This window comes from Devosia sp. FKR38, from assembly GCF_005222805.1.
Taxonomy (GTDB): Bacteria; Pseudomonadota; Alphaproteobacteria; order Rhizobiales; family Devosiaceae; genus Devosia.
The window spans coordinates 363,809-384,590 of sequence record NZ_STGC01000002.1 but is presented as its reverse complement, the minus strand read 5'-3'; the positions used below and the strand labels follow the sequence as shown (position 1 = coordinate 384,590).

At 61.6% G+C, this 20,782-nt stretch carries 24 protein-coding genes and 1 pseudogene; 16 read left to right on the top strand and 9 right to left on the bottom strand.

Annotation, left to right across the window (positions count from 1 at the left end; genetic code table 11):
* The first annotated feature begins 300 nt into the window (after positions 1 to 300).
* Genes E8M79_RS01810 through E8M79_RS01800 form a run of 3 tightly spaced genes read left to right on the top strand, consistent with a single transcriptional unit; the run spans position 301 to position 3,130 of the window.
* Positions 301 to 1,317, top strand: coding sequence for an ABC transporter substrate-binding protein (locus E8M79_RS01810; RefSeq protein WP_137150220.1), 1,017 nt, complete (start codon positions 301 to 303; stop codon positions 1,315 to 1,317).
* Between the two features lie 17 nt (positions 1,318 to 1,334).
* On the top strand, positions 1,335 to 2,372 hold the full coding sequence (locus E8M79_RS01805) for an iron chelate uptake ABC transporter family permease subunit (protein WP_137150839.1): 1,038 nt from the start codon (positions 1,335 to 1,337) through the stop codon (positions 2,370 to 2,372).
* Positions 2,369 to 3,130, top strand: coding sequence for an ABC transporter ATP-binding protein (locus E8M79_RS01800; protein WP_137150219.1), 762 nt, complete (start codon positions 2,369 to 2,371; stop codon positions 3,128 to 3,130). Before E8M79_RS01805 ends, E8M79_RS01800 begins: the two co-directional genes overlap by 4 nt.
* A gap of 60 nt (positions 3,131 to 3,190) precedes the next feature.
* Here E8M79_RS01800 and E8M79_RS01795 read toward each other — a convergent pair whose 3' ends face one another.
* Together E8M79_RS01795 and E8M79_RS01790 are read right to left on the bottom strand one after the other, a co-directional pair.
* The gene (locus E8M79_RS01795) at positions 3,191 to 4,366 is read right to left on the bottom strand and encodes a TMEM43 family protein (protein ID WP_137150218.1); all 1,176 of its coding nucleotides are present in this window, start codon (positions 4,364 to 4,366) and stop codon (positions 3,191 to 3,193) included.
* A gap of 265 nt (positions 4,367 to 4,631) precedes the next feature.
* A complete protein-coding gene (locus E8M79_RS01790) occupies positions 4,632 to 5,051 on the bottom strand; it encodes a GNAT family N-acetyltransferase (protein WP_137150217.1) in 420 nt (139 codons plus the stop codon).
* A gap of 392 nt (positions 5,052 to 5,443) precedes the next feature.
* Between E8M79_RS01790 and E8M79_RS01785 the strand changes: the two genes are divergently transcribed.
* Positions 5,444 to 6,379, top strand: a complete 936-nt coding sequence (locus E8M79_RS01785) for a trypsin-like serine protease (protein ID WP_171015667.1) — start codon at positions 5,444 to 5,446, stop codon at positions 6,377 to 6,379.
* A 171-nt stretch (positions 6,380 to 6,550) separates the two neighbouring features.
* Here E8M79_RS01785 and E8M79_RS01780 read toward each other — a convergent pair whose 3' ends face one another.
* Together E8M79_RS01780 and E8M79_RS01775 are read right to left on the bottom strand one after the other, a co-directional pair.
* A complete protein-coding gene (locus E8M79_RS01780) occupies positions 6,551 to 6,910 on the bottom strand; it encodes a DUF1801 domain-containing protein (RefSeq protein ID WP_137150215.1) in 360 nt (119 codons plus the stop codon).
* Positions 6,911 to 7,214: 304 nt separating this feature from the next.
* Complete coding sequence (locus tag E8M79_RS01775; protein WP_137150214.1) at positions 7,215 to 7,403, bottom strand: hypothetical protein; 189 nt, start codon at positions 7,401 to 7,403, stop codon at positions 7,215 to 7,217.
* 214 nt (positions 7,404 to 7,617) lie between these two features.
* Between E8M79_RS01775 and E8M79_RS01770 the strand changes: the two genes are divergently transcribed.
* On the top strand, positions 7,618 to 7,932 hold the full coding sequence (locus E8M79_RS01770) for a hypothetical protein (protein WP_137150213.1): 315 nt from the start codon (positions 7,618 to 7,620) through the stop codon (positions 7,930 to 7,932).
* Between the two features lie 296 nt (positions 7,933 to 8,228).
* Here the strand turns inward: E8M79_RS01770 and E8M79_RS01765 are convergent, their stop codons facing one another.
* Positions 8,229 to 9,128, bottom strand: a complete 900-nt coding sequence (locus tag E8M79_RS01765; protein ID WP_171015666.1) for an aminoglycoside phosphotransferase family protein — start codon at positions 9,126 to 9,128, stop codon at positions 8,229 to 8,231.
* Positions 9,129 to 9,341: 213 nt separating this feature from the next.
* Between E8M79_RS01765 and E8M79_RS01760 the strand changes: the two genes are divergently transcribed.
* A complete protein-coding gene (locus E8M79_RS01760) occupies positions 9,342 to 10,076 on the top strand; it encodes a hypothetical protein (protein ID WP_137150211.1) in 735 nt (244 codons plus the stop codon).
* 36 nt (positions 10,077 to 10,112) lie between these two features.
* Here E8M79_RS01760 and E8M79_RS01755 read toward each other — a convergent pair whose 3' ends face one another.
* On the bottom strand, positions 10,113 to 10,403 hold the full coding sequence (locus tag E8M79_RS01755) for a hypothetical protein (protein WP_137150210.1): 291 nt from the start codon (positions 10,401 to 10,403) through the stop codon (positions 10,113 to 10,115).
* Positions 10,393 to 11,352: a LysR substrate-binding domain-containing protein gene (locus tag E8M79_RS01750; RefSeq protein ID WP_137150209.1), complete on the bottom strand. Its 960-nt coding sequence runs from the start codon at positions 11,350 to 11,352 to the stop codon at positions 10,393 to 10,395. The genes E8M79_RS01755 and E8M79_RS01750 overlap by 11 nt, the downstream gene beginning before the upstream one ends.
* A gap of 106 nt (positions 11,353 to 11,458) precedes the next feature.
* Between E8M79_RS01750 and E8M79_RS18295 the strand changes: the two genes are divergently transcribed.
* The 3 genes from E8M79_RS18295 to lepA all read left to right on the top strand — a co-directional run bounded on the left by E8M79_RS18295 (position 11,459) and on the right by lepA (position 14,128).
* Positions 11,459 to 11,602 (top strand): hypothetical protein, encoded by a 144-nt coding sequence (locus E8M79_RS18295; protein ID WP_171015665.1) that lies wholly within the window; start codon positions 11,459 to 11,461, stop codon positions 11,600 to 11,602.
* A 53-nt stretch (positions 11,603 to 11,655) separates the two neighbouring features.
* Positions 11,656 to 12,189 carry a hypothetical protein gene (locus E8M79_RS01745; protein ID WP_137150208.1) on the top strand — a complete coding sequence of 178 codons (534 nt, stop codon included), beginning with the start codon at positions 11,656 to 11,658 and terminating at the stop codon, positions 12,187 to 12,189.
* Between the two features lie 133 nt (positions 12,190 to 12,322).
* The gene (gene lepA, locus E8M79_RS01740) at positions 12,323 to 14,128 is read left to right on the top strand and encodes a translation elongation factor 4 (RefSeq protein ID WP_137150207.1); all 1,806 of its coding nucleotides are present in this window, start codon (positions 12,323 to 12,325) and stop codon (positions 14,126 to 14,128) included.
* 3 nt (positions 14,129 to 14,131) lie between these two features.
* Here the strand turns inward: lepA and E8M79_RS01735 are convergent, their stop codons facing one another.
* Positions 14,132 to 16,390: a S8 family peptidase gene (locus tag E8M79_RS01735; protein ID WP_137150206.1), complete on the bottom strand. Its 2,259-nt coding sequence runs from the start codon at positions 16,388 to 16,390 to the stop codon at positions 14,132 to 14,134.
* On the bottom strand, positions 16,390 to 17,559 hold the full coding sequence (locus E8M79_RS01730; protein WP_248304859.1) for an AAA family ATPase: 1,170 nt from the start codon (positions 17,557 to 17,559) through the stop codon (positions 16,390 to 16,392). The genes E8M79_RS01735 and E8M79_RS01730 overlap by 1 nt, the downstream gene beginning before the upstream one ends.
* A 60-nt stretch (positions 17,560 to 17,619) precedes the next feature.
* Between E8M79_RS01730 and E8M79_RS01725 the strand changes: the two genes are divergently transcribed.
* The 7 genes and pseudogenes from E8M79_RS01725 to E8M79_RS18705 form a co-directional block, all read left to right on the top strand.
* Entirely contained in the window at positions 17,620 to 17,844 is a 225-nt protein-coding gene (locus E8M79_RS01725) for a DUF2188 domain-containing protein (RefSeq protein WP_137150205.1), read from the top strand.
* Positions 17,845 to 18,310: 466 nt separating this feature from the next.
* A complete protein-coding gene (locus tag E8M79_RS01720; RefSeq protein WP_137150204.1) occupies positions 18,311 to 18,961 on the top strand; it encodes a hypothetical protein in 651 nt (216 codons plus the stop codon).
* Between the two features lie 218 nt (positions 18,962 to 19,179).
* Complete coding sequence (locus tag E8M79_RS01715) at positions 19,180 to 19,389, top strand: cold-shock protein (protein WP_137150203.1); 210 nt, start codon at positions 19,180 to 19,182, stop codon at positions 19,387 to 19,389.
* Positions 19,390 to 19,451: 62 nt separating this feature from the next.
* The gene (locus E8M79_RS01710; protein WP_137150202.1) at positions 19,452 to 19,688 is read left to right on the top strand and encodes a hypothetical protein; all 237 of its coding nucleotides are present in this window, start codon (positions 19,452 to 19,454) and stop codon (positions 19,686 to 19,688) included.
* 77 nt (positions 19,689 to 19,765) lie between these two features.
* Positions 19,766 to 20,239 (top strand): glutathione peroxidase, encoded by a 474-nt coding sequence (locus tag E8M79_RS01705; RefSeq protein WP_137150201.1) that lies wholly within the window; start codon positions 19,766 to 19,768, stop codon positions 20,237 to 20,239.
* Positions 20,240 to 20,255: 16 nt separating this feature from the next.
* Entirely contained in the window at positions 20,256 to 20,558 is a 303-nt protein-coding gene (locus E8M79_RS01700; RefSeq protein WP_137150200.1) for a SelT/SelW/SelH family protein, read from the top strand.
* A 67-nt stretch (positions 20,559 to 20,625) separates the two neighbouring features.
* A pseudogene (locus E8M79_RS18705) lies at positions 20,626 to 20,781 on the top strand (DUF1508 domain-containing protein); the annotation flags it as partial.
* Between the last annotated feature and the right edge of the window lies 1 nt (position 20,782).

The following is a 20,782-nucleotide window of genomic DNA, read 5'->3' as shown; positions in this document are numbered from 1 at the left end:
ACGGCGAGACCGCCCCCCACCGCGCGTCGCTCTGGGGCTTGCCCCGAGATCTCCTCACGCCCACCTGTCCTTACAAGTGAACATCGTCAACATTACTAATGTATACATCGTCAACATTACTAATGTATACACCGTCAACATGCGCGCGATAGCCACCTCGCCAGGTCGGCCAATTCCCCCGCGACATCCCGTCCACAAAAGATGATATTTGCACTCTTGTTATTATCCCCTGTCCGGGCCTATACCCCCGCGCAGTTGACGGCGAGACCACCCGCCGCACGCATAGGATCTGATAACACCATGAAATTGCCCGTTCTTGCCGGTCTCGGCGCGCTGCTTGGCCTCGTGGCCACCTCCGCCTTTGCCGCCCCCACCACCTATCCGCTGACCATCGACAACTGCGGCGTCAGCGTCACCTTCACTAAGGCGCCCGAGCATGCCGTCGCCCTGGGGCAAAACAGCGCCGAAATCCTGCTCATGCTGGGCCTGGAAGATCGCATGGTCGGCACGGCCTTCTGGCCCAACAAGGTGCTGCCGCAGCTCGCCGAGGCCAACGCCAAGGTGCCGGTGCTGACGGTCGAATTCCCCACCTTTGAATCCATCCTGGCCACCAATCCCGATTTCGTCGCTGCCGCACTGCCCAGCCTGCTCGGCCCCGACAGCAAGGTCGCCAAGCGCGAAGACTTCGATGCGCTCAACGTGCCCAGCTATATCTCGCCCAGCACCTGTGTCGCCGCCGGCACCGCCACCGACAAGTTCGGCTATGGCGACCGCAGCGCCCTTTGGAACATGGATACGCTCTATAAGGAGATCGACGACCTCGCCCGCATCTTCGATGTGGCCGACAAGGGCGAAGCCGTGATTGCCGATCTCAAGGCTCGCGAAGCTGCCCTGCGCGCCGATGCGCCCAAGGACGGCAAGCCGCTCTCTTATGTCTTCTGGTTCTCCAGCCCCGAGCCCTCGGCCGATGCCTATGTCGGCGGCAAATACAGCGCCTCCGGCTTCATCGCCGATGTCTTGGGCGGCACCAATGCCATCACCAATGCGGCCGAATCCCCCGCCGTCAGCTGGGAGAGCATCATTGCCAGCAATCCCGATGTCATCGTCGTCACCCAGGTGGATCGCAACCGCTGGGAGCTCGACAAGGCCCAGTCCAAGATCGACTTCCTCAAGTCCGATCCGGCCACCAGCCAGATGCCGGCCGTGCAGAACAATGCGCTTATCATCATGCCCGCCCAGGCCATGAACCCCAGCGTGCAGACCATCTTTGGCGCCGAACAGGTGGCCGAACAGCTCAAGGCTCTCGGCCTCAAGTGACCGCCACTCTCGCCACCATCAGCGCGGCGCAGCCGCTGCGCCGCTGGCTTGTGCCGGCGGCCTGGCTCCTGGCGAGCCTGCTCGCCATCGCGCTGGTGGTCGCCATCAGCGTGGGGGTCGGCGATCTGCCGATCTCCATGTCGACCACCTTTTATGCCATCACCAACAAGCTGGGGTTCACCGCCGTCGCGCTCAATCCCATGCATGAGACGGTCATCTGGGAATATCGGCTGAGCCGCGCCCTGGTCGCCGTCTTCTGCGGCGCCGGCCTCGCCCTGTGCGGGGCAATTATGCAGTCCCTGCTGCGCAATCCGCTGGCCGAACCCTATGTGCTGGGCATTTCCGCCGGCGCCTCCACCGGCGCTGTCGCCGTGGTCATCCTGGGCATTGGCGCCGGCGCCATCTCCCTCTCGGCTGGCGCCTTTGTCGGCGCCTTCGCCGCCTTTTTCCTTGTGGCGCTGCTCTCCAACGGCGCCCGCGGCGGCGCCGACCGCACTATCCTTGCCGGTGTCGCCGCCTCCCAGCTCTTCAATGCCGCCACCGCCTATATCGTCACCACCTCGGGCAATGCCCAGCAGGCGCGCGACGTCATGTTCTGGCTGCTGGGCAGTTTCGGCGGCGTGCGCTGGCCTGAATTCGCCCTGGTCTCGGTGGTCGTCGGCGTGGCGCTGGTCGTCTGCCTGCTCAATGCCCGCGTGCTCGATGCCTTCGCCTTTGGCGATGAGGCCGCCGCCTCCCTCGGCGTCGATGTCGGCCGCACCCGCATCCTGTTTTTCGCGCTCACCGCCGTCATGACCGCCACGGTGGTCAGCATGGTGGGCGCCATCGGCTTTGTCGGCCTCGTCGTCCCCCATGCCGCCCGCTATGTTGTCGGGCCCCTGCATGCCCGCCTGCTGCCCGCCTGCGCCATCACTGGCGCCATCTTCATGGTGCTGGCCGATATCGCCTCGCGCAGCCTCATCCCCCAGCAGGTGCTGCCCATTGGCGTGGTCACCGCGCTGGTCGGCGTGCCCTTCTTCGCCATCATTCTCTATCGGCTGCAGCGCGCCTCATGACCATCAAGGCCGACAATCTCATCTGGTCGATCGGGTCCAAGCCCATCGTCAATGGCGTCTCGCTCACCGTGCAGCCCGGCAAGACGCTGGGCCTGCTCGGCCCCAATGGCTCGGGCAAGACCTCGCTGTTGCGCCTGCTCACCGGCCTGCGCCGCCCCCATGCCGGCCAGGTCACGCTTGATGGCACCGACATCGCCACCATTGGCCGCCGCGCCCTTGCCCGCCGCGTCGCCTTCATCGAGCAGCATGCCACCACCAATGCCAATCTGCGCGTCATCGACGTGGTCAAGCTCGGGCGCTTCCCGCACCAGACCATGTTCTCCGGCTGGACCGCTGCCGACGCCACCGCCGTTGCCGAAGCCCTGGCGCGCACCGGCCTCACCGACAAGGCCGAACAGTCCTGGCAGAGCCTTTCGGGCGGCGAGCGCCAGCGCGCCCAGCTCGCCCGGGCCCTGGCGCAATCGCCGCGCGAACTCATCCTTGATGAGCCGACCAATCACCTGGACGTGCAGCACCAGATCAGCCTGTTGCGGCTGGTGTCAGATCTGCCGGTCACCAGCATCATTGCCCTGCACGATCTCAACCATGCCGCCATGTTCTGCGATGAACTGCTGGTGCTGCGCGCCGGCCAGGTCGTCGCTGCCGGCACGCCCGAAGCCGTGCTCACCCGCGATCTCCTCGCCGAGGTTTTCCACGTCGACGCCCATGTCGACGCCTCGCCCTACCACGCCCGGCCCCATATCCACTTCGCGCGATAAGGGGCCAGCGCGGCTAAGGTCGAAGCGGCGATGGCGGTTCCGATCCTGTCGGTGCCGGCCTCAGGCTGCCGCAGCCGCCTTGCCCTTGGCGCGGGCCTTGCCGAGCTGGATGACGCCGAACACCAGCGCGGCGCCAACCGCAATGATGATCAGCGACAGCAGCGGGCGATAGAAGAACCAGGCAATCGCGATGGTCAGCGTGCCGACCGACAGGCCCATGATCCAGGCGATGATGCCGGTGCCAAAGCCCACGATCGAGCCGAGGAAGGGCACGACGCTGGCGATGACGCTCAGCGGCCCGGTGACCAGGGCAAAGCCGGTGATGAGCAGCAATAGGCCGACGCTACGGATGATCCAGGTGATGAGGTTATTCTCATCAGCCGCCGCCTTGAACATGGCCGGTGCGGCGACGACGCCGTTATCGACCAGCTGCAGCGCATCGCCGGCCTGGGTCTGGTAGGGGGCAAAGCTGTCGCCCGACTGCTGGGCGATCACGCTAATATCGCCCAGCGGGACCAGCTGATAGGCGATTTTGAGGTCGCCAACGCGCGGCGACGCCGGATTGGCGCCGGTGACGATGCTGCCATCGATCAGCGCGACCGGCACGCCCAGCGTGTTGGCCTCGGTGATGGCGTCGAGCTCGGCGTTCTTGATGGGATAATCCTTGGCGCCGCCCACCTGGTCCAGCACGCTTTCGGTCAGCGCAAAATCGCCCAGCGTGCCATCATCGATCTGGAAGGTCTGGCTCTCGAGCGCGGCCTGCGGGTTCTGGTGGTTATTGGGCTGCTTGAATTCGGCGGAATTCACGCGCCCCTCCTTCCACGCCTTGGTGTAGGTGTAGGTGGTGAAGGTTTCCTCGCCGCCGCCCAGCGTGGTCTTCTTCTCCGAGCTCTCCGACTCGACCCACTGGTACATTTCGACCGTGCGCACCAGGCGAATGCCCTCGGCCGCAATGCCAAAGGCGTCGTCGGTGAGCACCTGCCCGGTCACGACCGGACCGGTGACATGGATCAGCCTGCCCTCATTGGCCGGGTCAACCGGCGCATTGTCCACCAGCACCACGGCGCCCGCGCCTTCGGCCAGCGCCTTTTCGGTCTGCACCGCGCGGCCCTCACTCCAGAACAGCAAGACAATCATGCCGACAATCAGCGCCAAACCGATCAGCACGCCCGCAAAGGAATTGCCGATGCGGCTGAACCAGGATTGGTGGGTCGTCGTGGTAAAACTGTCGCTCATGGTCTGCCTCCCCAAGGGCAAAGAAAATGCGGGCCCGAGGCCGCCCAAAACGCCTCGCCCGCACAGGCTGATACTCGGCGATATTCTTAAGTTCCGCAGAAATCAACGGGCCCGTGCAATGGCGGTAAAATATCGCCCGCGCGGCCGGTCCGAACCGCCGAAATGGGTGCAACGCGGCCCGGCGCGCCGCCGCCACAACGGGCTCCCTGCATTGCCGTCTTGCAGCCGGCGGGCAGGCCTGTCGGTCCTCAGCCGAGGGCCAGCATCATGACGCTGGGTAGAAGAACACCAGTTCGGGGTCGCCCTCATCGAGATTGTCGATATAGCCGCTCGACCGGAAACCCGCCTTCAGCAACAGGCTTTGCATCGGGTGGTTGGACAGGTTTGTGGAGGTGAACAGCTTTCGGCCTCGACAGCTGTCCTGGAAATGGCGAACCAGAGTCAGCCCTATTCCGGATCGGCGAAAGCCGGCGCCCACCACGATGAGCGCGATGAAGTGTTGACCAAGGAACTCGGTGGTCATGACGCCATAGGCGGCCAACGTCCCGCCGGCATCAACGACATGGCAAGCGCCCAGATCGATCCAGCGACCAATCTCCGCCTGCCGCTCCAAATGGTCGGCGGCATAGCTGTCCAGCCGGCACAGGGCCGGGAAGTCGTCTTCGCGAGCAGGGCGGATGTCCATGACCCCACCTTGCCAGAGCCAGCGCAAACTTTGAAGCGCAGGTCATGGCAGGTCCAATCGGGTCGGTTTGCGACCGACACCCAAGCCTGGGACAGCGTGCGCGCGATGATTGCGGCGATTGGCCTTGAAAATCTGCGAGCAGGCCGGCTTCATCCGCCCCTGCAATTGGCTCGATCCAAGGCTGTCGTTCATCCAAATGCACTGCTAATAGGATGATATATTGGGGTAAAAACCCCAGGCGTTCGAGTGGACCGAAACGAGACGGACCGATGTTCTTGCCCAAGCTGTTTTGCCACGATCACCCGTGGTCCAAGGGGCAAGCCCATCACCACAAGGCGCCATCCCACCCCACCATGCAGTCCAAAGTCCAACCAGAGCGGAACAGCACACAAATGCCCAGTCAGACACCCAAGGGACCAGGCACGACCTCCAACATCGTCGCAGCGCTATTGGCCACGACGCTGCTGAGCCTGGCGGCGTCCGGTCCAGCCCAGGCGGTGATTATTCTGGACAGCACCTGGGCCGATCAGGGCGGGGCGGTGGGTGCGGAAGGCGACGGCTTCGGCGCCGCCAGGGCGCTGGCCATGGAGCCGCAATTCTGCGCCATCATGAGCTTTTTCGACGGCGAGCAGATTGGCGGCTCCGGCACATGGATCGGCAATGACCAGGATGGCACGGCCTATGTGCTGACGGCGGCGCATAATTTCGGCGACGGCGACGATCCCGCCACCTGGACCTATTACACCCGCGCCGGCACCGAATTCACCGGCAAGGCCGTCCATATCCATCCCAATTACGACGCCAACAGCGAAGAGACGCCGGGCTACGACATCGCCATCGTCGAATTGAACGGGCCGGTCGAGGATTGCGATACCCCGCCTCTCCTCTATGGCGGCAGCGATGAATTGGGTCAGCTCGCCACCATGGTCGGCTTTGGTTCGCGGGGCATTGGCTCGGTCGGCCAGGATGACAAATACTATACCAGCGAAGATGCCGCTGCGGCCCGCAACATCATCGACGTGGTCGAGGATCCGGACCCCGATGGCAAAGCCGGCAATCAACTGCTGGTCGATTTCGACAGCGAGGATGGCTCCACCAATGTCTTCCCGGACGGCGATCCCCTGCCGGTTGATGAATATGAAGGCGTGCTGGGCTCCGGCGACAGCGGCGGCTCGCTGTGGATCGAGACCGACGAGGGTTGGGCCATTGTCGGCGTCAACGATTGGGGCGACGACGCCATCTATGGGTCGACCGGCGGCTTCGGGCGCATCAGCCCGCAATACGACTGGGTCAAATCCATCTTCGACGCGCATTTCACCAACGAATAGGGGGACGGCGAACGGCGGCTGGCGACCCCGTTTCTGTCGTTGAGCAGAGCCCGGCGAATGCCCGAAAAGCTCACATCGCTGGCGATTCCGTTGACTGGAACATGCCCGGCAACCACCGCGGCTCTCCAAGGGGCCGGACATAGCCGTCCACAAGCGGACTGTCTCTTCGGCTTAGCTCGATTGTGAGGCTTGGTAGGCCAGCGCGACATAGTCCCGGACGTGGTGGCTCTCGATGTCGCTGATGGATCCGAGTTTTATGTGTCGGCGGCCCTTTCCCTTCCCCTCAAGCCGTTGGTGGGGATCAGGCAGGCTCGCGCCCTCGCTGAATTCGAGCGTAACGTGATTGGCATAGGAGAAAATGCCACAAAAGCCGCGGTGGCCGGCAAAGAGGATGCCACCATACTTGATCTCCTCCCCGATTGAGGGGCCGACCTGAAGGACGATCGCTCGCACGCTCTCGATCAGTTGATACCGGATCTCGTCGTTGTTCCGCAGTGCGGCCAACCATTCAGCGACTGACGGGGTGGCCATGCCTTAACTCCTCAAGAATGGCTTGAATTCGGCGGTGGGCGCGCGGTCTGAGTAGACCTAGAGCATGAGGCCGATTCGATCCAAGCCCCCAAAGCCGCGATCACCCTAGGGGTGGTCATCACTGGGCAGTGTGGGCGTCGGAACCGCCGGAGCTGACCTGTCGCAGACGCTAGACCGTCAGCTGATCCAAGAAATCGACGACAATCCGCCCTTCCGCTCCCTCCCCAACTTAGCCGTCCAGGCCATGCCGTGTCCGAGGGGGCCCCAAGCCCGACGGCGAGGCCCACGCGCCCGCCTGTCCAGCCTAGGCTTGGTCATCATCGCTGCTGTCGTGCTCAGGCTTGTCATAGTGGCCCTTGATGGCCTTCTCGCGCTCCCGATGCAGGTCCAACTGCGAGCGCACCATCGCGACGCTGCTGATGCGTCCGTACGTCACGAAGCCAACAACAACAAGCAGGACGATCAGCAGAACGGCGTAGTCCAGAAAGTTCATGCGCCTGTGCTCCGACGAGTAGTAAGTATATCAGTACATTAGGCGCTAAGCCGGCGGGTCCAGCCGCAGTCCACCTGACGTGGTGGGCCACATTACCTTGGTCTCAGTCCGCCGGCAAAGCTCCCGCCGTTACACCCCGGTTCCCCCGAGGGTAGCTGAACCGCCAACGCCGCGATAAGTTCATTGACCGCTAGAAGGAAGATCGAGCTAACAAATGGAAGAAGAAGTCCCAAGATTCAGGCGGTCTCTCATTGTTCGGAGGTCGGACGGAACAGAAACGCCATTTGAAATATACATAGGGAGGCCGCATGTTTCGGCAACAGGGGATTTTTTCTGCGTCATTCAATCAACCGATGTCATTTTTGACGGCGAAAAGAAGATTTACGGAGTCGATGAAATAGATTGCCTGGATCAGGCGATCTTTGTGATCGACTCGCTGTCGACGGACTTCGCTGGCGGCACCCTGCTATGGCCTGACCGAAGTCCTTACCGCCGGGTACCAACAACCAAGAAAATGGGATGGGGCTAGCTCGGGGAGCAATTCTCTTCCTTGCGCAGGTGTTCAAGGGGCGCTGGTAGGTTGAGCCGGCATATCTGCATTGTCAGAATCGAACAGTATTTCTGAGCGTGCAGCCCGTGTTTCAAGAGCAGTCGGTCCGCTCTCCACCCCATACTAGACGCCGGTCCGTGGCAAAGCCGACCGGCAGCTTTCGGGTCCACGTGAAGGCTGCCTGAATGTCTGAGGTGGGGCGCGTAGCGGATTGGCGGCTATCGACCCCATTTCGGTCGTTGCCGGCGCCGGAACACAATCCTGGAAGCTGTCGCTCATCGACGAGACGTTAGGGCGCTGCAGCGGTTCAAGGCCCAGTTGACGAAATCGGCATCACCGTCCGTCGCCGCATCGTGGGCTGATTGCAATCCGATGCGAAGTTGATAGCAAAGCAGCCTGTCCGCATCCCAACCGCGACGATCCAGATGTGGTTCGAAAAAGTTCGCCTGCTGCTCCATGCACGCTAGCCAGGTTCGCCAGAAAAAGATGTTGGCGACGTCGTAGAGTGGGTCACCTAGCATCGCTTCCGACCAGTCTATGACGGCGGTTACCTGACCGGACGAAACCAAGACATTGTTCGATCCGAAGTCGGCATGAACGAGTTGCCGAGCGTCGGGGCATGTCGGCGCCAGTTCAGTCACCCGGTCCAATAGCGGCTGCACTTTGGCAGAAGGTGCAATGCCAGACACCGCAGACCAATCGAAGTAGTTCGGGTCGCCAATAGCGGCCAGGTACTCGCACCAATGGTTGAAGGGGCCTCGGCCACCGGCATTAAAGGCCCCGAAGCCGGAAAGAGTCGAGACATCGGTGGACGCTATGGCGTCCATGGTATCTGCGACAGCGCGGGCGTAGGTTCCTGCTTCGCTGGATAAGCCTTGCAATGTCTGCCCGGGAGCACGAACGGATATGCAGAGCCATTGATCGTCGAACGCCTCTACCGATCTGATTTCTGGCACGGGCAAAGCCGCAGATGCGAAATGGCGATGTGCGTAGTGATCTTTGTCGAAGCCGGTCCTCGTCTTGTTGGCACGGACCACTAAACTTACGCCGTCCCCCTCGAAGGCAAACGCCTGCGATTCTTCACCCTCGGTCAGCGGCACGAACCCCTCGACATGCCCGTAGCGGGAAAGCAAATAGTCTTCGACTTGCGCTGGCGCGAAGTTTGGCTTCCTCACGACCATCTATCCACTCGGTTGGTTCGGATCACGGCAGCTTACCGCATGATCCCGCCAAAACCAGACTGACCGCAAACCACCCCATAACGGCCTAACTCTTCCCTGGCAGCCATTGTCCCCGTCGCCCCCCTCCCATGCCCCCGGTTCCCCCGGGAACAGCCGCCCCCGCCAACTAACGATTTCCTCACGCCAGCTTTCATCAGGAGATCGCCCATGCCCGCCACCGCACCGTCCGTCCCCACCAGCACCCCAACGCGCGCGCCGATGCCTGCAGCCAAAGCCGTGCTGCTGGCCGGGTTGTTTGCCGCGCTGTTCGTTTCGGGCGCCGCCGCCAGCGATCTGACAACGCCCGAAGCCGCCGTTGCGGCCTATCTTGATGGCGTGGCCTCTCATGATCTGGCGGCCGTTCTGGCGGCCAGCGCCGTCGAGCCGATGAGCGAGCAGTTCGATTTCCCCGCCTATGTCGATCGCTATCAGGCGCTCAACGTCGCTGTGCCCGTGCCTGCGACTGATCCCATGCTTGTGGCGATCAACCGCGCCAATTTCACCGCCCAGATCGTCAGACAGGTGCAGTTTCTAACCTATGGGCTGCTGAGCACCGTCGATATCGATCAGGGGCGCCCGCTCCCCATGGACGCTGCCGCCGCGTCGGCCTTCGCCGCTGAGATCGATCTGTCCCGGCTCGAAGCTCTGGTGGTGCGCCAGATCGGTGAAGTGGAGCTGCCGGCCGACAAGCAGCCGCGCTATCGCGCCAATGCCGCCGCCCAGGCTGTGACCTATGGCGCCTACGAACAGGTGGAACGCGGCGCCGTGCTCGACTTTGAGGGGGCGAGCTATCTGGTGGGCTTCACCCTGCTGCGCTACGGCGATACCTGGGGCGTCAGCAGCCAGTCATCGGCCCTCTTGGGCACCAGCAGCCTGGGCGCCCCGCAGCGGGTCACGCCCTAACCGGGTGCCGGTCGAGGCCATGGAGCAGGGCCCCGCCTATTCCGGAAATTCCCGCTCCGTCCGGACATAGCCCGGTGCCGTTGGGCGGCGCCGCCGTTCGGTGGCCTTGCATTTCTTGATGATGGCGCGCACGCGCTTGATCACGCCAATGCCCATGCCCTCGATATCGAGCAGTTCGGGTCCGGTGAGCTTGTCGATCTGGCCCAGGGTTTTCAGCCCGCAGAACTGCAGCCGCTTGCCGGTGCCGTCCTCGTCCCGCAGGTCGATGACGTTGATCTCCTGCCATTTGACGGCGCCGCGCAGCCACGCCCGATAACTATCTGCCATGGTTGTCCATACAACCGCGCGGGTCGGCAACGCCAGCCTCGTCGCGCTGCTGCTTGAGATAACCGCAGGCGCTGGCCGGCACTTCCTGCGCCAGCCAGCGGCGCAGCGCCCGCAGCTTGCCGCTCTCGCGCTTGCCCCGCCCCACGACGAGCCAATAGCCCTGCGGCCCGTCCACGCTCAGCCCGAACGGCCGCACCAGCCGCCCATCGCTCACCGCATCGGCGCTCATCATGTCGGCCGCCATCAGCACGCCCTGTTCGGCAATCGCCGCGTCAAAGGCCAGCGAGGCATCCGAATAGACCGGGCCGTCCAGCACCACCGCCGGGTCCAGCCCTGCCACCGCGCGCCAGGCCTCCCAGCTCAGCATGGTCGTCTGGTCCTGGATCACCGGCACCTTTGCCAAATCGGCCACGCTGCTCAAGTGCTGCGCCACCTTGGGCGCGCACACCGGTTGATAGCGCGTGCCGCCAATCAGGCTCGCCTGCACCCCCGGCCATTGCCCCAGCCCGAAGCGGATGCCGCAGTCGACATCGGCGCGGCTGAGATCGACCATCGTCGCCGATACATTGAGCCGCACCTCGATCTCGGGATGCAGGCGCGCAAATTTGGCAATGCGCCAGATCAGCCAGCGCGAGGCGAACACGCTGCCCACCGTCAGGTTCAGCACGCCGTCTTCGTCGCCTTTCAGACTCCCCAGCCCATCGGCCAGCGCCGTGAATCCGGCCGTCAGTTGTGGCAGCGCCGCGCTCAGCGCGGGCAGGGGGCGCAAGCCGCCGCCCGTCCGGTCAAACAGGTCCACGCCCAGCCGCTCCTCGGCCCGGCGCAGATGTTGGCTCACCGCGCCAATGGTCACGCCCAATTCGTCTGCCGCCGGGGCCAGCGCCCCGCGCCGCGCCACGATTTCGATGGCCCGCAGCGCATTGAGCGGAATGGGAAATGGGTTTGTCATATAGTTTTTCTATAGTGTCGGGGCGCCTCTGTCCATTGCGACGCTGCGGTGACAGGCGCAGATTATGGATCGTTATCCCGCAATTCCCTTTGGAGGCTGACACAAAATGTCTCGCTTGCTGCATTCTCTGCGCCAGCGCCTCGCCGCTCTGCTGCGGCCCGAAGCGCCCATCCAGGCCCCGCAACTCTCGCCGCGTGATTGGGCCGATCTGCCCGTCTATCATCCACAATGCGAGACGGCGCCGTTCTGAAGCCACATTCGGCACGTTCAAGGGGGCAACCGATCCGCTTTCAGGAAGTTCCCATGATCCCCGCCGTTCTTCCCCGCACATTCCCGGCCCGCCGCACTGGCCTGGCCTCGCTGGCCTTCCTTGCCCTGCTTGGCCTCGGCCACGCCGCCGCCCAGGCGCAGGAGGCCACGCCCGCCGCCCCCGCCGCAACCGAGGCCCCCGCCAATGTGGTCATCGATCCGGCGGCCGATGTCTCCAAATCCCCCAAGCAGAGCAGCCTGCTCACCGGCTTTTATGCCACCCAGGCGGTGATCGAGCTCTGCGCCCTGCCGGTGGACGAGGCGATCAAGACCGGCATGGCCGGCGATCTGCGGCGCCTGGAGGCCAGCGTTGGGCTCGATGAGGCCTCCGGCGCCACCGCCTATGCCAAGGTCAAGGCCGATGTCGAAAAGACCAAGCCCGATTGCGCCGAGGGCAGCGCCGACCGCGCCAGCGTCGAAGCCGTCACCGCCATCTATGCCGAAGCCGCCGCCAAGGCCGCTGCCGCCCAGGCTGCCGCCGGCGCAGTCGCCCCGGTCGATCCCGCCGCTGTCACCCCGGCCCAATAGGCCCCCGCCGGCCCCGCCCGGATCGCCCTCCAGGCGCGATCCGGGGTGTCGCGCCGCCCCAGGCGCGAAAACGCTGGGTTAACCTGCGCTAAACCATCTTTGCGCGCCCCCGGGCTTCTGCTATCAGCGCCCCATGACAACGCCGCTTTCCCATATCCGCAATTTCTCCATCGTCGCCCACATCGACCATGGCAAATCCACTCTGGCCGATCGGCTGATCCAGTCCACCGGTGGGCTGGATTTGCGCGAGATGAAGGAGCAGGTGCTCGATTCGATGGATATCGAGCGCGAGCGCGGCATCACCATCAAGGCCCAGACCGTCCGGCTGACCTATAAGGCGCTCAACGGCGAGACCTATATTCTCAACCTGATCGACACGCCCGGCCACGTCGACTTCGCCTATGAAGTCTCACGGTCCATGGCCGCCGTCGAGGGTTCCCTTCTGGTCGTGGACGCCTCCCAGGGCGTGGAAGCCCAGACGCTGGCCAATGTCTATCACGCGCTCGATGCCAATCACGAGATCGTGCCCGTCCTCAACAAGGTCGATCTGCCCGCCGCCGATATTCCGCGCGTCAAGCAGCAGATCGAGGATGTTATCGGCATCGACGCTTCTGACGCGCTCGAAATCTCCGCCAAGACCGGCATCGGCATCGACACCGTGCTCGAGGCCATTGTCCATCGCCTGCCCGCCCCCAAGGGCGACATCGATGCCCCGCTCAAGGCGCTGCTGGTCGATAGCTGGTACGATACTTATCTGGGCGTCGTGGTTCTGGTGCGCATCATCGATGGCACCATGAAAAAGGGCCAGCGCATCCGCATGATGGCCTCCGGCGCCATCTATGAGCTCGATCGCGTCGCGGTGAACACGCCCAAGCTGGTGGAAGTCAAGGAACTCGGCCCCGGCGAGCTCGGCGTCTTCACCGCCTCGATCAAGGAAGTGGCCGATACCAATGTCGGCGACACCATCACCGACGACAAAAAGCCCACGGCCCAGCCGCTGCCGGACTTTCGGCCGGCCCAGCCCGTGGTGTTCTGCGGCCTCTTCCCCGTCGATGCCAGCGACTTTGATGAGCTGCGCGCCGCCATGGGCAAGCTGCGCCTCAACGACGCCAGCTTCAGCTTCGAAATGGAAACCTCAGCGGCCCTGGGCTTCGGCTTCCGCTGCGGCTTCCTCGGGCTATTGCATCTCGAAATCATCCAGGAACGCCTCAGCCGCGAGTTCGATCTCGATCTGATCGCCACCGCCCCTTCGGTGGTCTATGAAGTCGCCATGCGCGACGGCAGCACGCTGATGCTGCACAATCCGGCCGATCTGCCCGATGTCATGCAGATCGAGGAGATCCGCGAGCCCTGGATCAAGGCGACGATCCTGACGCCCGACGAATATCTCGGCGCCATTCTCAAGCTCTGTCAGGATCGCCGCGGCATCCAGAGTAACCTGAGCTATGTCGGCAATCGCGCCATGGTCGAATATGATCTGCCGCTCAATGAAGTGGTGTTCGATTTCTATGATCGGCTGAAGTCGATCTCCAAGGGCTATGCCAGCTTTGATTACAAGCTCGACACCCATCGCCCCGGCGATCTGGTCAAGCTGTCGATCCTGGTCAATGCCGAGCCGGTCGATGCGCTCTCCATGCTGGTCCACCGCACGGTCGCCGAAACGCGCGGCCGCGTCATGTGCGAAAAGCTCAAGGAGCTGATCCCGCCGCACCTGTTCGTCATTCCCATCCAGGCGGCCATCGGCGGCAAGATCATCGCCCGCGAAACCGTCCGCGCCATGCGCAAGGACGTGACCGCCAAGTGCTACGGCGGCGACGCCACCCGTAAGCGCAAACTGCTCGACAAGCAGAAAAAGGGCAAAGCCAAGATGCGCCAATACGGGAGTGTGAACATCCCCCAGGAAGCCTTCATCAAGGCGCTGAAGATGGGGGACGACTAGCTCCTAGGAGTGAACGTCAATCTGAAGTTCTTGGTTGAGTACAGCGCTTTCCACAAAATTGCTTAACCGCTGGGCAGTTGAGCTATAAATTTCGGAATCGCTGCCGCCGCAAAAGGTCAAAACAAACGCGACATCTTGCTTACCAAGTTCTCTTTGACTGGTGATGTCGAATTGAAAGAGGTCTCTTGCAAAGATTCTTGCGTGAAGCCTCATGCTATTACCAGAGAACGCTAGACCGGTGCGCCCGCTGAAGTCGCGCGCGTGTCGGCGGACAGGGTTCCATTTGGCCAAGTCCGAACGGGCCTCTTCCTCTGCCGCTTTGTCCTCTCGCATCGATCCCAGCAAGTTTCCAGTCTTCCCTGACCCTTGACTATACTGAAGCGCAACCTGGAGACGTGTGGAAAAGTAATTTTGAGTTCCCTGCTGAGACACCAGCGGCTTCAAAATGGCAGTTAGGCGAGCTTTGCCGTATAGCTTTCCGTTGCGAACTAGCTCTGGAGGAATTGGAATATCGTTCCAGTAGTAAGCGTATCCTGGAAGCAGTTCAGACCTCCACGCCATCGTCACCGTTCCGTCGCCGCACATCCAAGGCATTGTGCCATCATATGGTGTACCCCAACCAAGCGCGGAATCGTGTTGCTCCAGCTCGGCGCGGTCAATAAGCAGCGCCTTAACTAAATCTGGCGATGGACTTTTTAGGTTCGCATATGTGTGCGCTGCCAAAGAAGACACGAGCGGCGTGGCATAGCTACTGCCAGTATGCGCAGAGCCACCGATCGTCTTGACGTTCGAGAACCAGGATAGATCAGGCTTTATCATGCCGTCAGGCCCAGGGCCCCTCAGCGAGATATCGCATGCCCCGCTTGGCCGTCCATTATTGTCGTATTTTCTGCCTGAGACAGTTATCGCCGCCTCGCAATCAGCAGGGGGGCACATTTTCTTGTTTGGGTTGTTTGGACTCTGGTTTCCAATAGAAATTATCGGAAGTATATCAAATTCGCGCGCGATCTCTCTTATTTCATGGCCAAGGTAGCTAACCAACTCCAGGTCATCGTCAGGCTCAATCTGATTGAATGACATGTTCCATATCTTCACCTCCGGAAATCGAATGGCCACTTGGCGGAGGTAGTCGATTAGCATCTCAGTATTAGTCGCTGTATTGGTTCCGGCCCTGGGTATTGCCTGAACAGTGCCGAATTGACAGTCCAGAACTGGCAGATTCAACTGGTTGTTCAGCGCATGGGCATGAACTACCAAAGAAGATACTCTATTGCCATGCGCATGATCTGCCACACGGTCTGGCAATAGGCTAGGAGCTTTCCATGCCTCCAATGCTCGATAGCTTTGTGCGGTCATCCCACCGTCGACTACTGCAACTACGGGCTGCGTTCCCGAGTGAGGCACAGGCGGAGTGGGCTCAGCGCCCACCGATGGTGAGGTGACCTCGATCTTCCGGACAGGATCAATCCTTGTCACCGTTCCTGATGAGACAACTTCAACAAAGGCCGCTTTACTTGATATCTGAATAAGTGCTCTGGCCGCCCCGTCAGATCTGTAATGGCGCGCTGCTCGAACTATTGAACTTTGATCCGGATTAATTACCCGAACCAGTTCCTCGCCACTTACTCGGCCTCCAAACGGCGGAATGGTAACACCAGAAAAAATGGCTCGGATTTGTCCGTCAGCTTCAAATCGCTCTAGAGTGCTTACGACATGAGTTCGTGCCAACTGGTCAAAGAAAGGCGCGAGCCAAAGGATGAACGCCTTTCCGGTGTCCAGTCTTTCCGCCTCGTCCCAAATGACATCGGGCGTCTTACCGTGCAAAATGTATGCTGCTGATACGGGCTTAAGTGACTTTACGCGCGAGATTGATGTCCTCGCTTCAATGGAGCTCGCCGTGCGAACATAGCTGGCGTGCCGACGTAGTTGCTGCCGGTCAAGTTCAAGCAAGTATCCGCCCGCCGCAGGTCCGGCCAACCGGCTGCCTAAGCGGTTGTCCACGATCCCTCGTGGCGTCCAAGTCGGCGCGTAAGAATCGCGAAACATGGTAGCGACCACGTGCAGCTTGCCTCCGTGATCGGCTGAATCGTCAGTCTCTGCAAGTCGATCCAAGTCGGCGGACAGAGCCGCTCTCTGCTGCGAGAGCCGTTCAACAACAATACCTGCTTCACCTTGACCACTCACAGGTGGGGATTCAGGTATCGGCTCCTTTGTTAGCAACAAGACGGGATTCAGTAGAGGTGTTCTCCGATCTTCCGCCATCATTCACTCCTTAAGTACCCCGACACGGCTTGCCTGCTAACACCCAGCAACTTAGCGGCGCTGGCCCCGCTGAGATTCGCTTGCGAAAGCGTAGCCGCAAGTTCCCGCCGTTGTTCGGTTGTGGTCTCCGCGCGGTCAGGAAGCGCACGCACTCCCTTCCTGTTTTGCAAGGTGGCCCAAGCCAAATTTGCGAAACTCACAGGACGACTGTCGAGAATCGAAATTCGTCTTGCCGCATGAGCCAAATTTTGAATGTCAGCCCCACTCAGGCCATCAGAAAGTTGCGCAAGTCCGCTTGCGATAGAGTTGTCACCTTCGTCCAAGAAATATTTCCAAAGTTCGGAGCGCAAATCCTCGTCCGGCAAGCCCATGTCCATTTTATAAGGAAACCTCCGCCATATTGCCGGATCTAGCAATTGGGGATGATTCGTTGCGCCAATTACAATTGCATGGTCATCGATCGCGTCTAGGGCCTGGATAACTGTATTAACAACACGTTTCAACTCGCCTAGCTCATGTTGGTCGTCTCGAACTTTTGCGACCGCGTCCATTTCATCAAGAAAAAGGACGGCATTTCTGGTTGGCGTATATTCGAATACGTGTCGTATGTTCTTTGAGGTGTCCCCCAACAAGGAAGATACTACCGCGTCGAGCCTAACAACATAGAGCGGGCGACTGAGCTGATTGGCAATGTGCCCCGCCAGAAGGGTCTTGCCGGTGCCGGGGGGGCCGGATATCAACATCGACAGGCGAGTAGATAGCCCTTTTGCTACAAGCATATCGACGTTTCGCACGTCCTCCAAAAAGGAAGCATATGTTGCGGCGTTTTCGCGGTTCAAAAAGACAGGCGTTGCGGGAGTTGGTTGCTCTTCGATCAATGGAAGTCTTGATTTGGCATCAACCGGAAGGGCCTCTGAGTATCCAGACGACTTCAGTGGGACGCCCCGCTTGCGGATAATTGATTTTATCGCCTTGGCGGTTTCAGCGTCGCTTGCGGACAGAGCTTGAGCGATTCTTCCGCCTGCCCGGCGGACCCGCGTATAGTCTGCCGCCAGCGCGGCGTCGATAAGTTCGACGATGTCGTTTTTGTCGATGTTCATATGGCTACCGGAAAAAGATTCTGGTGATTTGTAAATCAAAAAACTGACGTTGACAACGAAAATAGCCATATTGTAAACAAAGACGTGGGGTCAATCTCGTCCCACTCTTTGCAATGAAGGAAACGCAATATGTCTGGCAAAGACCAACACATCGTCCCGCACACCGACGGGTGGGCGGTAAAGGGCGCCGGTAATGCCCGTGCAACGTCCGTCCACAACACGCAGCAGGAGGCGATTGACCGTGGTCGCGCGATCGCCCAAAACCAGAAGTCAGAGCTTCTGGTTCATGGTCGAAACGGTCAAATTCGCGCCCGCGACAGCTTCGGCAACGATCCTTATCCGCCCAAGGGCTAGTTGTGGTGACTAGCGGAGCTAAAGGACGGGGCGCCTGTAGTTGTGCCCCGCCACCTTATCCCCACCCCCTCCACCCCGCCTTACCCTCTCCTGTCCGGCACAACGCCGCCAACGACAGGAGACAGCATGCCCCACCCCTTCCGTTCCGCCGCCAAAGCCGCGCCGCAGGACGATGAACCTGTCCGAAGACCCACGGAGGCCAGCACCACTGCCGCCCTGGCCGCGCGCCATGAGGCGCTGTCGCTAGCGCTGAGTGCTTTGCACACCGACACCATCGCCCTGGGCGCCAAAAAGCCTTGTGCGCCTGTGTCCGACGCGGCGCGCATCCAGGCCGAAAGCCTTTTGGCCGATTGCGCACCCTTCATCCGCCAGCTCTTCCCCCCACCTTCCCGCCCCCTTCATTCCCTGTTAACCTCCATTCCGGGGCATATTCCCGCGGTGACGCGGGCAGAGGGAGACTTTTTTCATGCGTTCTCGTTTGGCCAGGCTTGTTCTGGCTGTCGCGCTGCTGCTGGCTGGGTCCGCCACGCTGGCCCAGGCCCAGCAATTTGACAGCTATTGCGCGCAGATTTCCGAGCAGGACAAGGTGGCCTCGGACGGCTATCCGCTCACCGACGCCGGCTCCATCCTGCGCCAGGATCGGGCCAATTATCACCGCTTCGGCCTGGCCGATGATCTCGATCAGACCGATCTGACCTTTGCCAGCAGCAAGGCCCGCGCCGCCATTCCTTCCATGCTCGATGCCGGCGCCACCGATCCCAGCGTGCTCAAGGCCATCGTCAACGACTATCCCTTCGTCTGCATGGACGTGTTCGCCCAGTCCATCGACGCCTATATCCTCGAGCCCGAAGGCGACCCCGGCGATGATTCCGGCCCGGTCATGCCCTTCAATGGCCGCTGGGATTGCGAAGTCGCCATCTTCACCTTCGACGCCTATACCTACAACAATGGCGAAGAAGACCTGCCCATCCAGGATATCCAGGAAAATACCGACGGCAGCTTTACCCTGATGTTTGCCGGCGATTATTTCATCACCGTCGGCGATTTCACCGCCACGACCATGACCTGGCTGTCCGGCCAGAGCGGCGACAGCTTTAGCTGCACCCTGCTCGACTAGCGCGGCGGGGCCACCCTGTCTGGCGCTTCCTTGCCTCACGGGCAGGGGAGTGCTAGACAGGATGACGTTTTCAGCCTTTCAAGGCTTGCCGACCGGTTCCGGCATGTCCCGGGTCGCGGCGATCCCCAGAACTTTGCGAACGTTGCTGCCGACGCGTGCATGTTGCCGCGGCGGAAAACGCTCGTTGCCACCTGCGCGGGCTTCTCGGGATATCTGTCATGGCCACCAACGGCACCGTTAAATTCTTCAATTCCACCAAGGGCTTTGGCTTTATCCAGCCCGATGGCGGCGGCGAGGACACCTTCGTGCACATCTCCGCTGTCGAGCGCGCCGGCCTCTCCGGTCTCAATGAAGGCCAGAAGGTCAGCTTCGAGATCGAAAAGGGCCGCGATGGCCGCGCCAGCGCCACCAATCTGGCCGTTCTCTAGAGATTTTCTGCGGGCCGCTGTCCTTTTCGGGCAGCGGCCCGTGCCTTTTGCGGAGCCGCGCCATGCACAAATATGCCGTCGACCAGACCCTTGATCTCCTGCCCAGCCATGGCAGCAGCACGCGCCGCGCCGCGCCCTGCCGCATCGTGGCCCTGCTGCCCTATGAAGGGCGCCTGGTGCAATACAAGGTGCAGTCGAGCCTGGAGAGCTATCAGCGCATCGTCAGCGAAAACGATCTGCGCGTCCCCGCCGAGATCGCTGTCGCCATCGCCGCGCCTGAGGTCGAGCCCCAGGTCTAGCCCCAGGTCGAGCCCTCAACCAACTAGGCCGACAAAAAATCTGTCGCCCTGGGCGCAGTTTGCGCTAGCATCGGCACATGACCCAGCCCCAGACCCTTTCCGATTTCATCCTTCCGCGCCTTGATGGCACGCTCCAGCCGCTGTCGGCCTATGCAGGCCAGCTCGTGCTCATCGTCAACACGGCTTCCAAATGCGGGCTCACCCCGCAATATGAGGGGCTCGAGGCGCTCTATCGCCGCTATCGCGACCAGGGCTTTGTGGTGCTGGGCTTCCCCTGCAACCAGTTTGCCGGCCAGGAGCCGGGCAGCGCCGACGAGATCGCCAGCTTCTGCAGCCTCACCTATGATGTGAGCTTTCCGCTGTTCGCCAAGCTCGACGTCAATGGGCCGTCCGAAAGCCCGCTCTACACCTGGCTCAAGGCCGGCCATCCCGGCGATATCGAGTGGAATTTCGCCAAATTCCTCATCGACCGCGACGGCAGCGTGGCCCAGCGCATCGCCCCCGATACCCAGCCCGAGGCCATCGTCCCGGCCATCGAGCGCCGCCTCTAGTCGCGGCGAGGCGGCCATGGACAGTGCCAAGCCCAGCGTTGCCATCACCTATTGCACCCAGTGCAACTGGCTTTTGCGCTCCGCCTGGATGGCGCAGGAGCTGCTCTCCACCTTCAGTCTTGAGCTGGGCGCGGTGACCCTGGTGCCCGGCACCGGCGGCATTTTCGAGATCACCATTGATGGTCATCTGGTCTGGGAAAGAAAACGCGATGGCGGCTTCCCCGACGTCAAGGCGCTCAAACAGTTGATCCGCGACGTGATCGACCCACAGCGCGATCTCGGCCACATCGATCGCCCCAAACTGCCCCCTTCCATTTGATCGCGCAGCGGTTAGTCTTGCCTCTGACCGGCGCAATCACGCCGCTTCACAGGGGGGAGAAGGGGCCATGGCCCATACATTCAAGATCAGCGCCGCCGCCGGTGGCCAGTTCAAATTCGCCTTTGTCTACAATGGCACGACCATTTTCTGGTCGGAAAACTACAAGGCCAAGGCCAGCGCCAAATCGGCCATCGACTCGCTCAAGGCCCATGCGCCCGGCGCCG

Coding starts and splice junctions, on each gene's coding strand:
- E8M79_RS01810 (WP_137150220.1), top strand. CDS start 301: ATGAAATTGCCCGTTCTTGCCGGTCTCGGCGCGCTGCTTGGCCTCGTG.
- E8M79_RS01800 (WP_137150219.1), top strand. CDS start 2,369: ATGACCATCAAGGCCGACAATCTCATCTGGTCGATCGGGTCCAAGCCC.
- E8M79_RS01795 (WP_137150218.1), bottom strand. CDS start 4,366: ATGAGCGACAGTTTTACCACGACGACCCACCAATCCTGGTTCAGCCGC.
- E8M79_RS01790 (WP_137150217.1), bottom strand. CDS start 5,051: ATGGACATCCGCCCTGCTCGCGAAGACGACTTCCCGGCCCTGTGCCGG.
- E8M79_RS01785 (WP_171015667.1), top strand. CDS start 5,444: ATGCCCAGTCAGACACCCAAGGGACCAGGCACGACCTCCAACATCGTC.
- E8M79_RS01780 (WP_137150215.1), bottom strand. CDS start 6,910: ATGGCCACCCCGTCAGTCGCTGAATGGTTGGCCGCACTGCGGAACAAC.
- E8M79_RS01775 (WP_137150214.1), bottom strand. CDS start 7,403: ATGAACTTTCTGGACTACGCCGTTCTGCTGATCGTCCTGCTTGTTGTT.
- E8M79_RS01770 (WP_137150213.1), top strand. CDS start 7,618: ATGGAAGAAGAAGTCCCAAGATTCAGGCGGTCTCTCATTGTTCGGAGG.
- E8M79_RS01760 (WP_137150211.1), top strand. CDS start 9,342: ATGCCCGCCACCGCACCGTCCGTCCCCACCAGCACCCCAACGCGCGCG.
- E8M79_RS01755 (WP_137150210.1), bottom strand. CDS start 10,403: ATGGCAGATAGTTATCGGGCGTGGCTGCGCGGCGCCGTCAAATGGCAG.
- E8M79_RS01750 (WP_137150209.1), bottom strand. CDS start 11,352: ATGACAAACCCATTTCCCATTCCGCTCAATGCGCTGCGGGCCATCGAA.
- E8M79_RS18295 (WP_171015665.1), top strand. CDS start 11,459: ATGTCTCGCTTGCTGCATTCTCTGCGCCAGCGCCTCGCCGCTCTGCTG.
- E8M79_RS01745 (WP_137150208.1), top strand. CDS start 11,656: ATGATCCCCGCCGTTCTTCCCCGCACATTCCCGGCCCGCCGCACTGGC.
- lepA (WP_137150207.1), top strand. CDS start 12,323: ATGACAACGCCGCTTTCCCATATCCGCAATTTCTCCATCGTCGCCCAC.
- E8M79_RS01735 (WP_137150206.1), bottom strand. CDS start 16,390: ATGGCGGAAGATCGGAGAACACCTCTACTGAATCCCGTCTTGTTGCTA.
- E8M79_RS01730 (WP_248304859.1), bottom strand. CDS start 17,559: ATGGCTATTTTCGTTGTCAACGTCAGTTTTTTGATTTACAAATCACCA.
- E8M79_RS01725 (WP_137150205.1), top strand. CDS start 17,620: ATGTCTGGCAAAGACCAACACATCGTCCCGCACACCGACGGGTGGGCG.
- E8M79_RS01720 (WP_137150204.1), top strand. CDS start 18,311: ATGCGTTCTCGTTTGGCCAGGCTTGTTCTGGCTGTCGCGCTGCTGCTG.
- E8M79_RS01715 (WP_137150203.1), top strand. CDS start 19,180: ATGGCCACCAACGGCACCGTTAAATTCTTCAATTCCACCAAGGGCTTT.
- E8M79_RS01710 (WP_137150202.1), top strand. CDS start 19,452: ATGCACAAATATGCCGTCGACCAGACCCTTGATCTCCTGCCCAGCCAT.
- E8M79_RS01705 (WP_137150201.1), top strand. CDS start 19,766: ATGACCCAGCCCCAGACCCTTTCCGATTTCATCCTTCCGCGCCTTGAT.
- E8M79_RS01700 (WP_137150200.1), top strand. CDS start 20,256: ATGGACAGTGCCAAGCCCAGCGTTGCCATCACCTATTGCACCCAGTGC.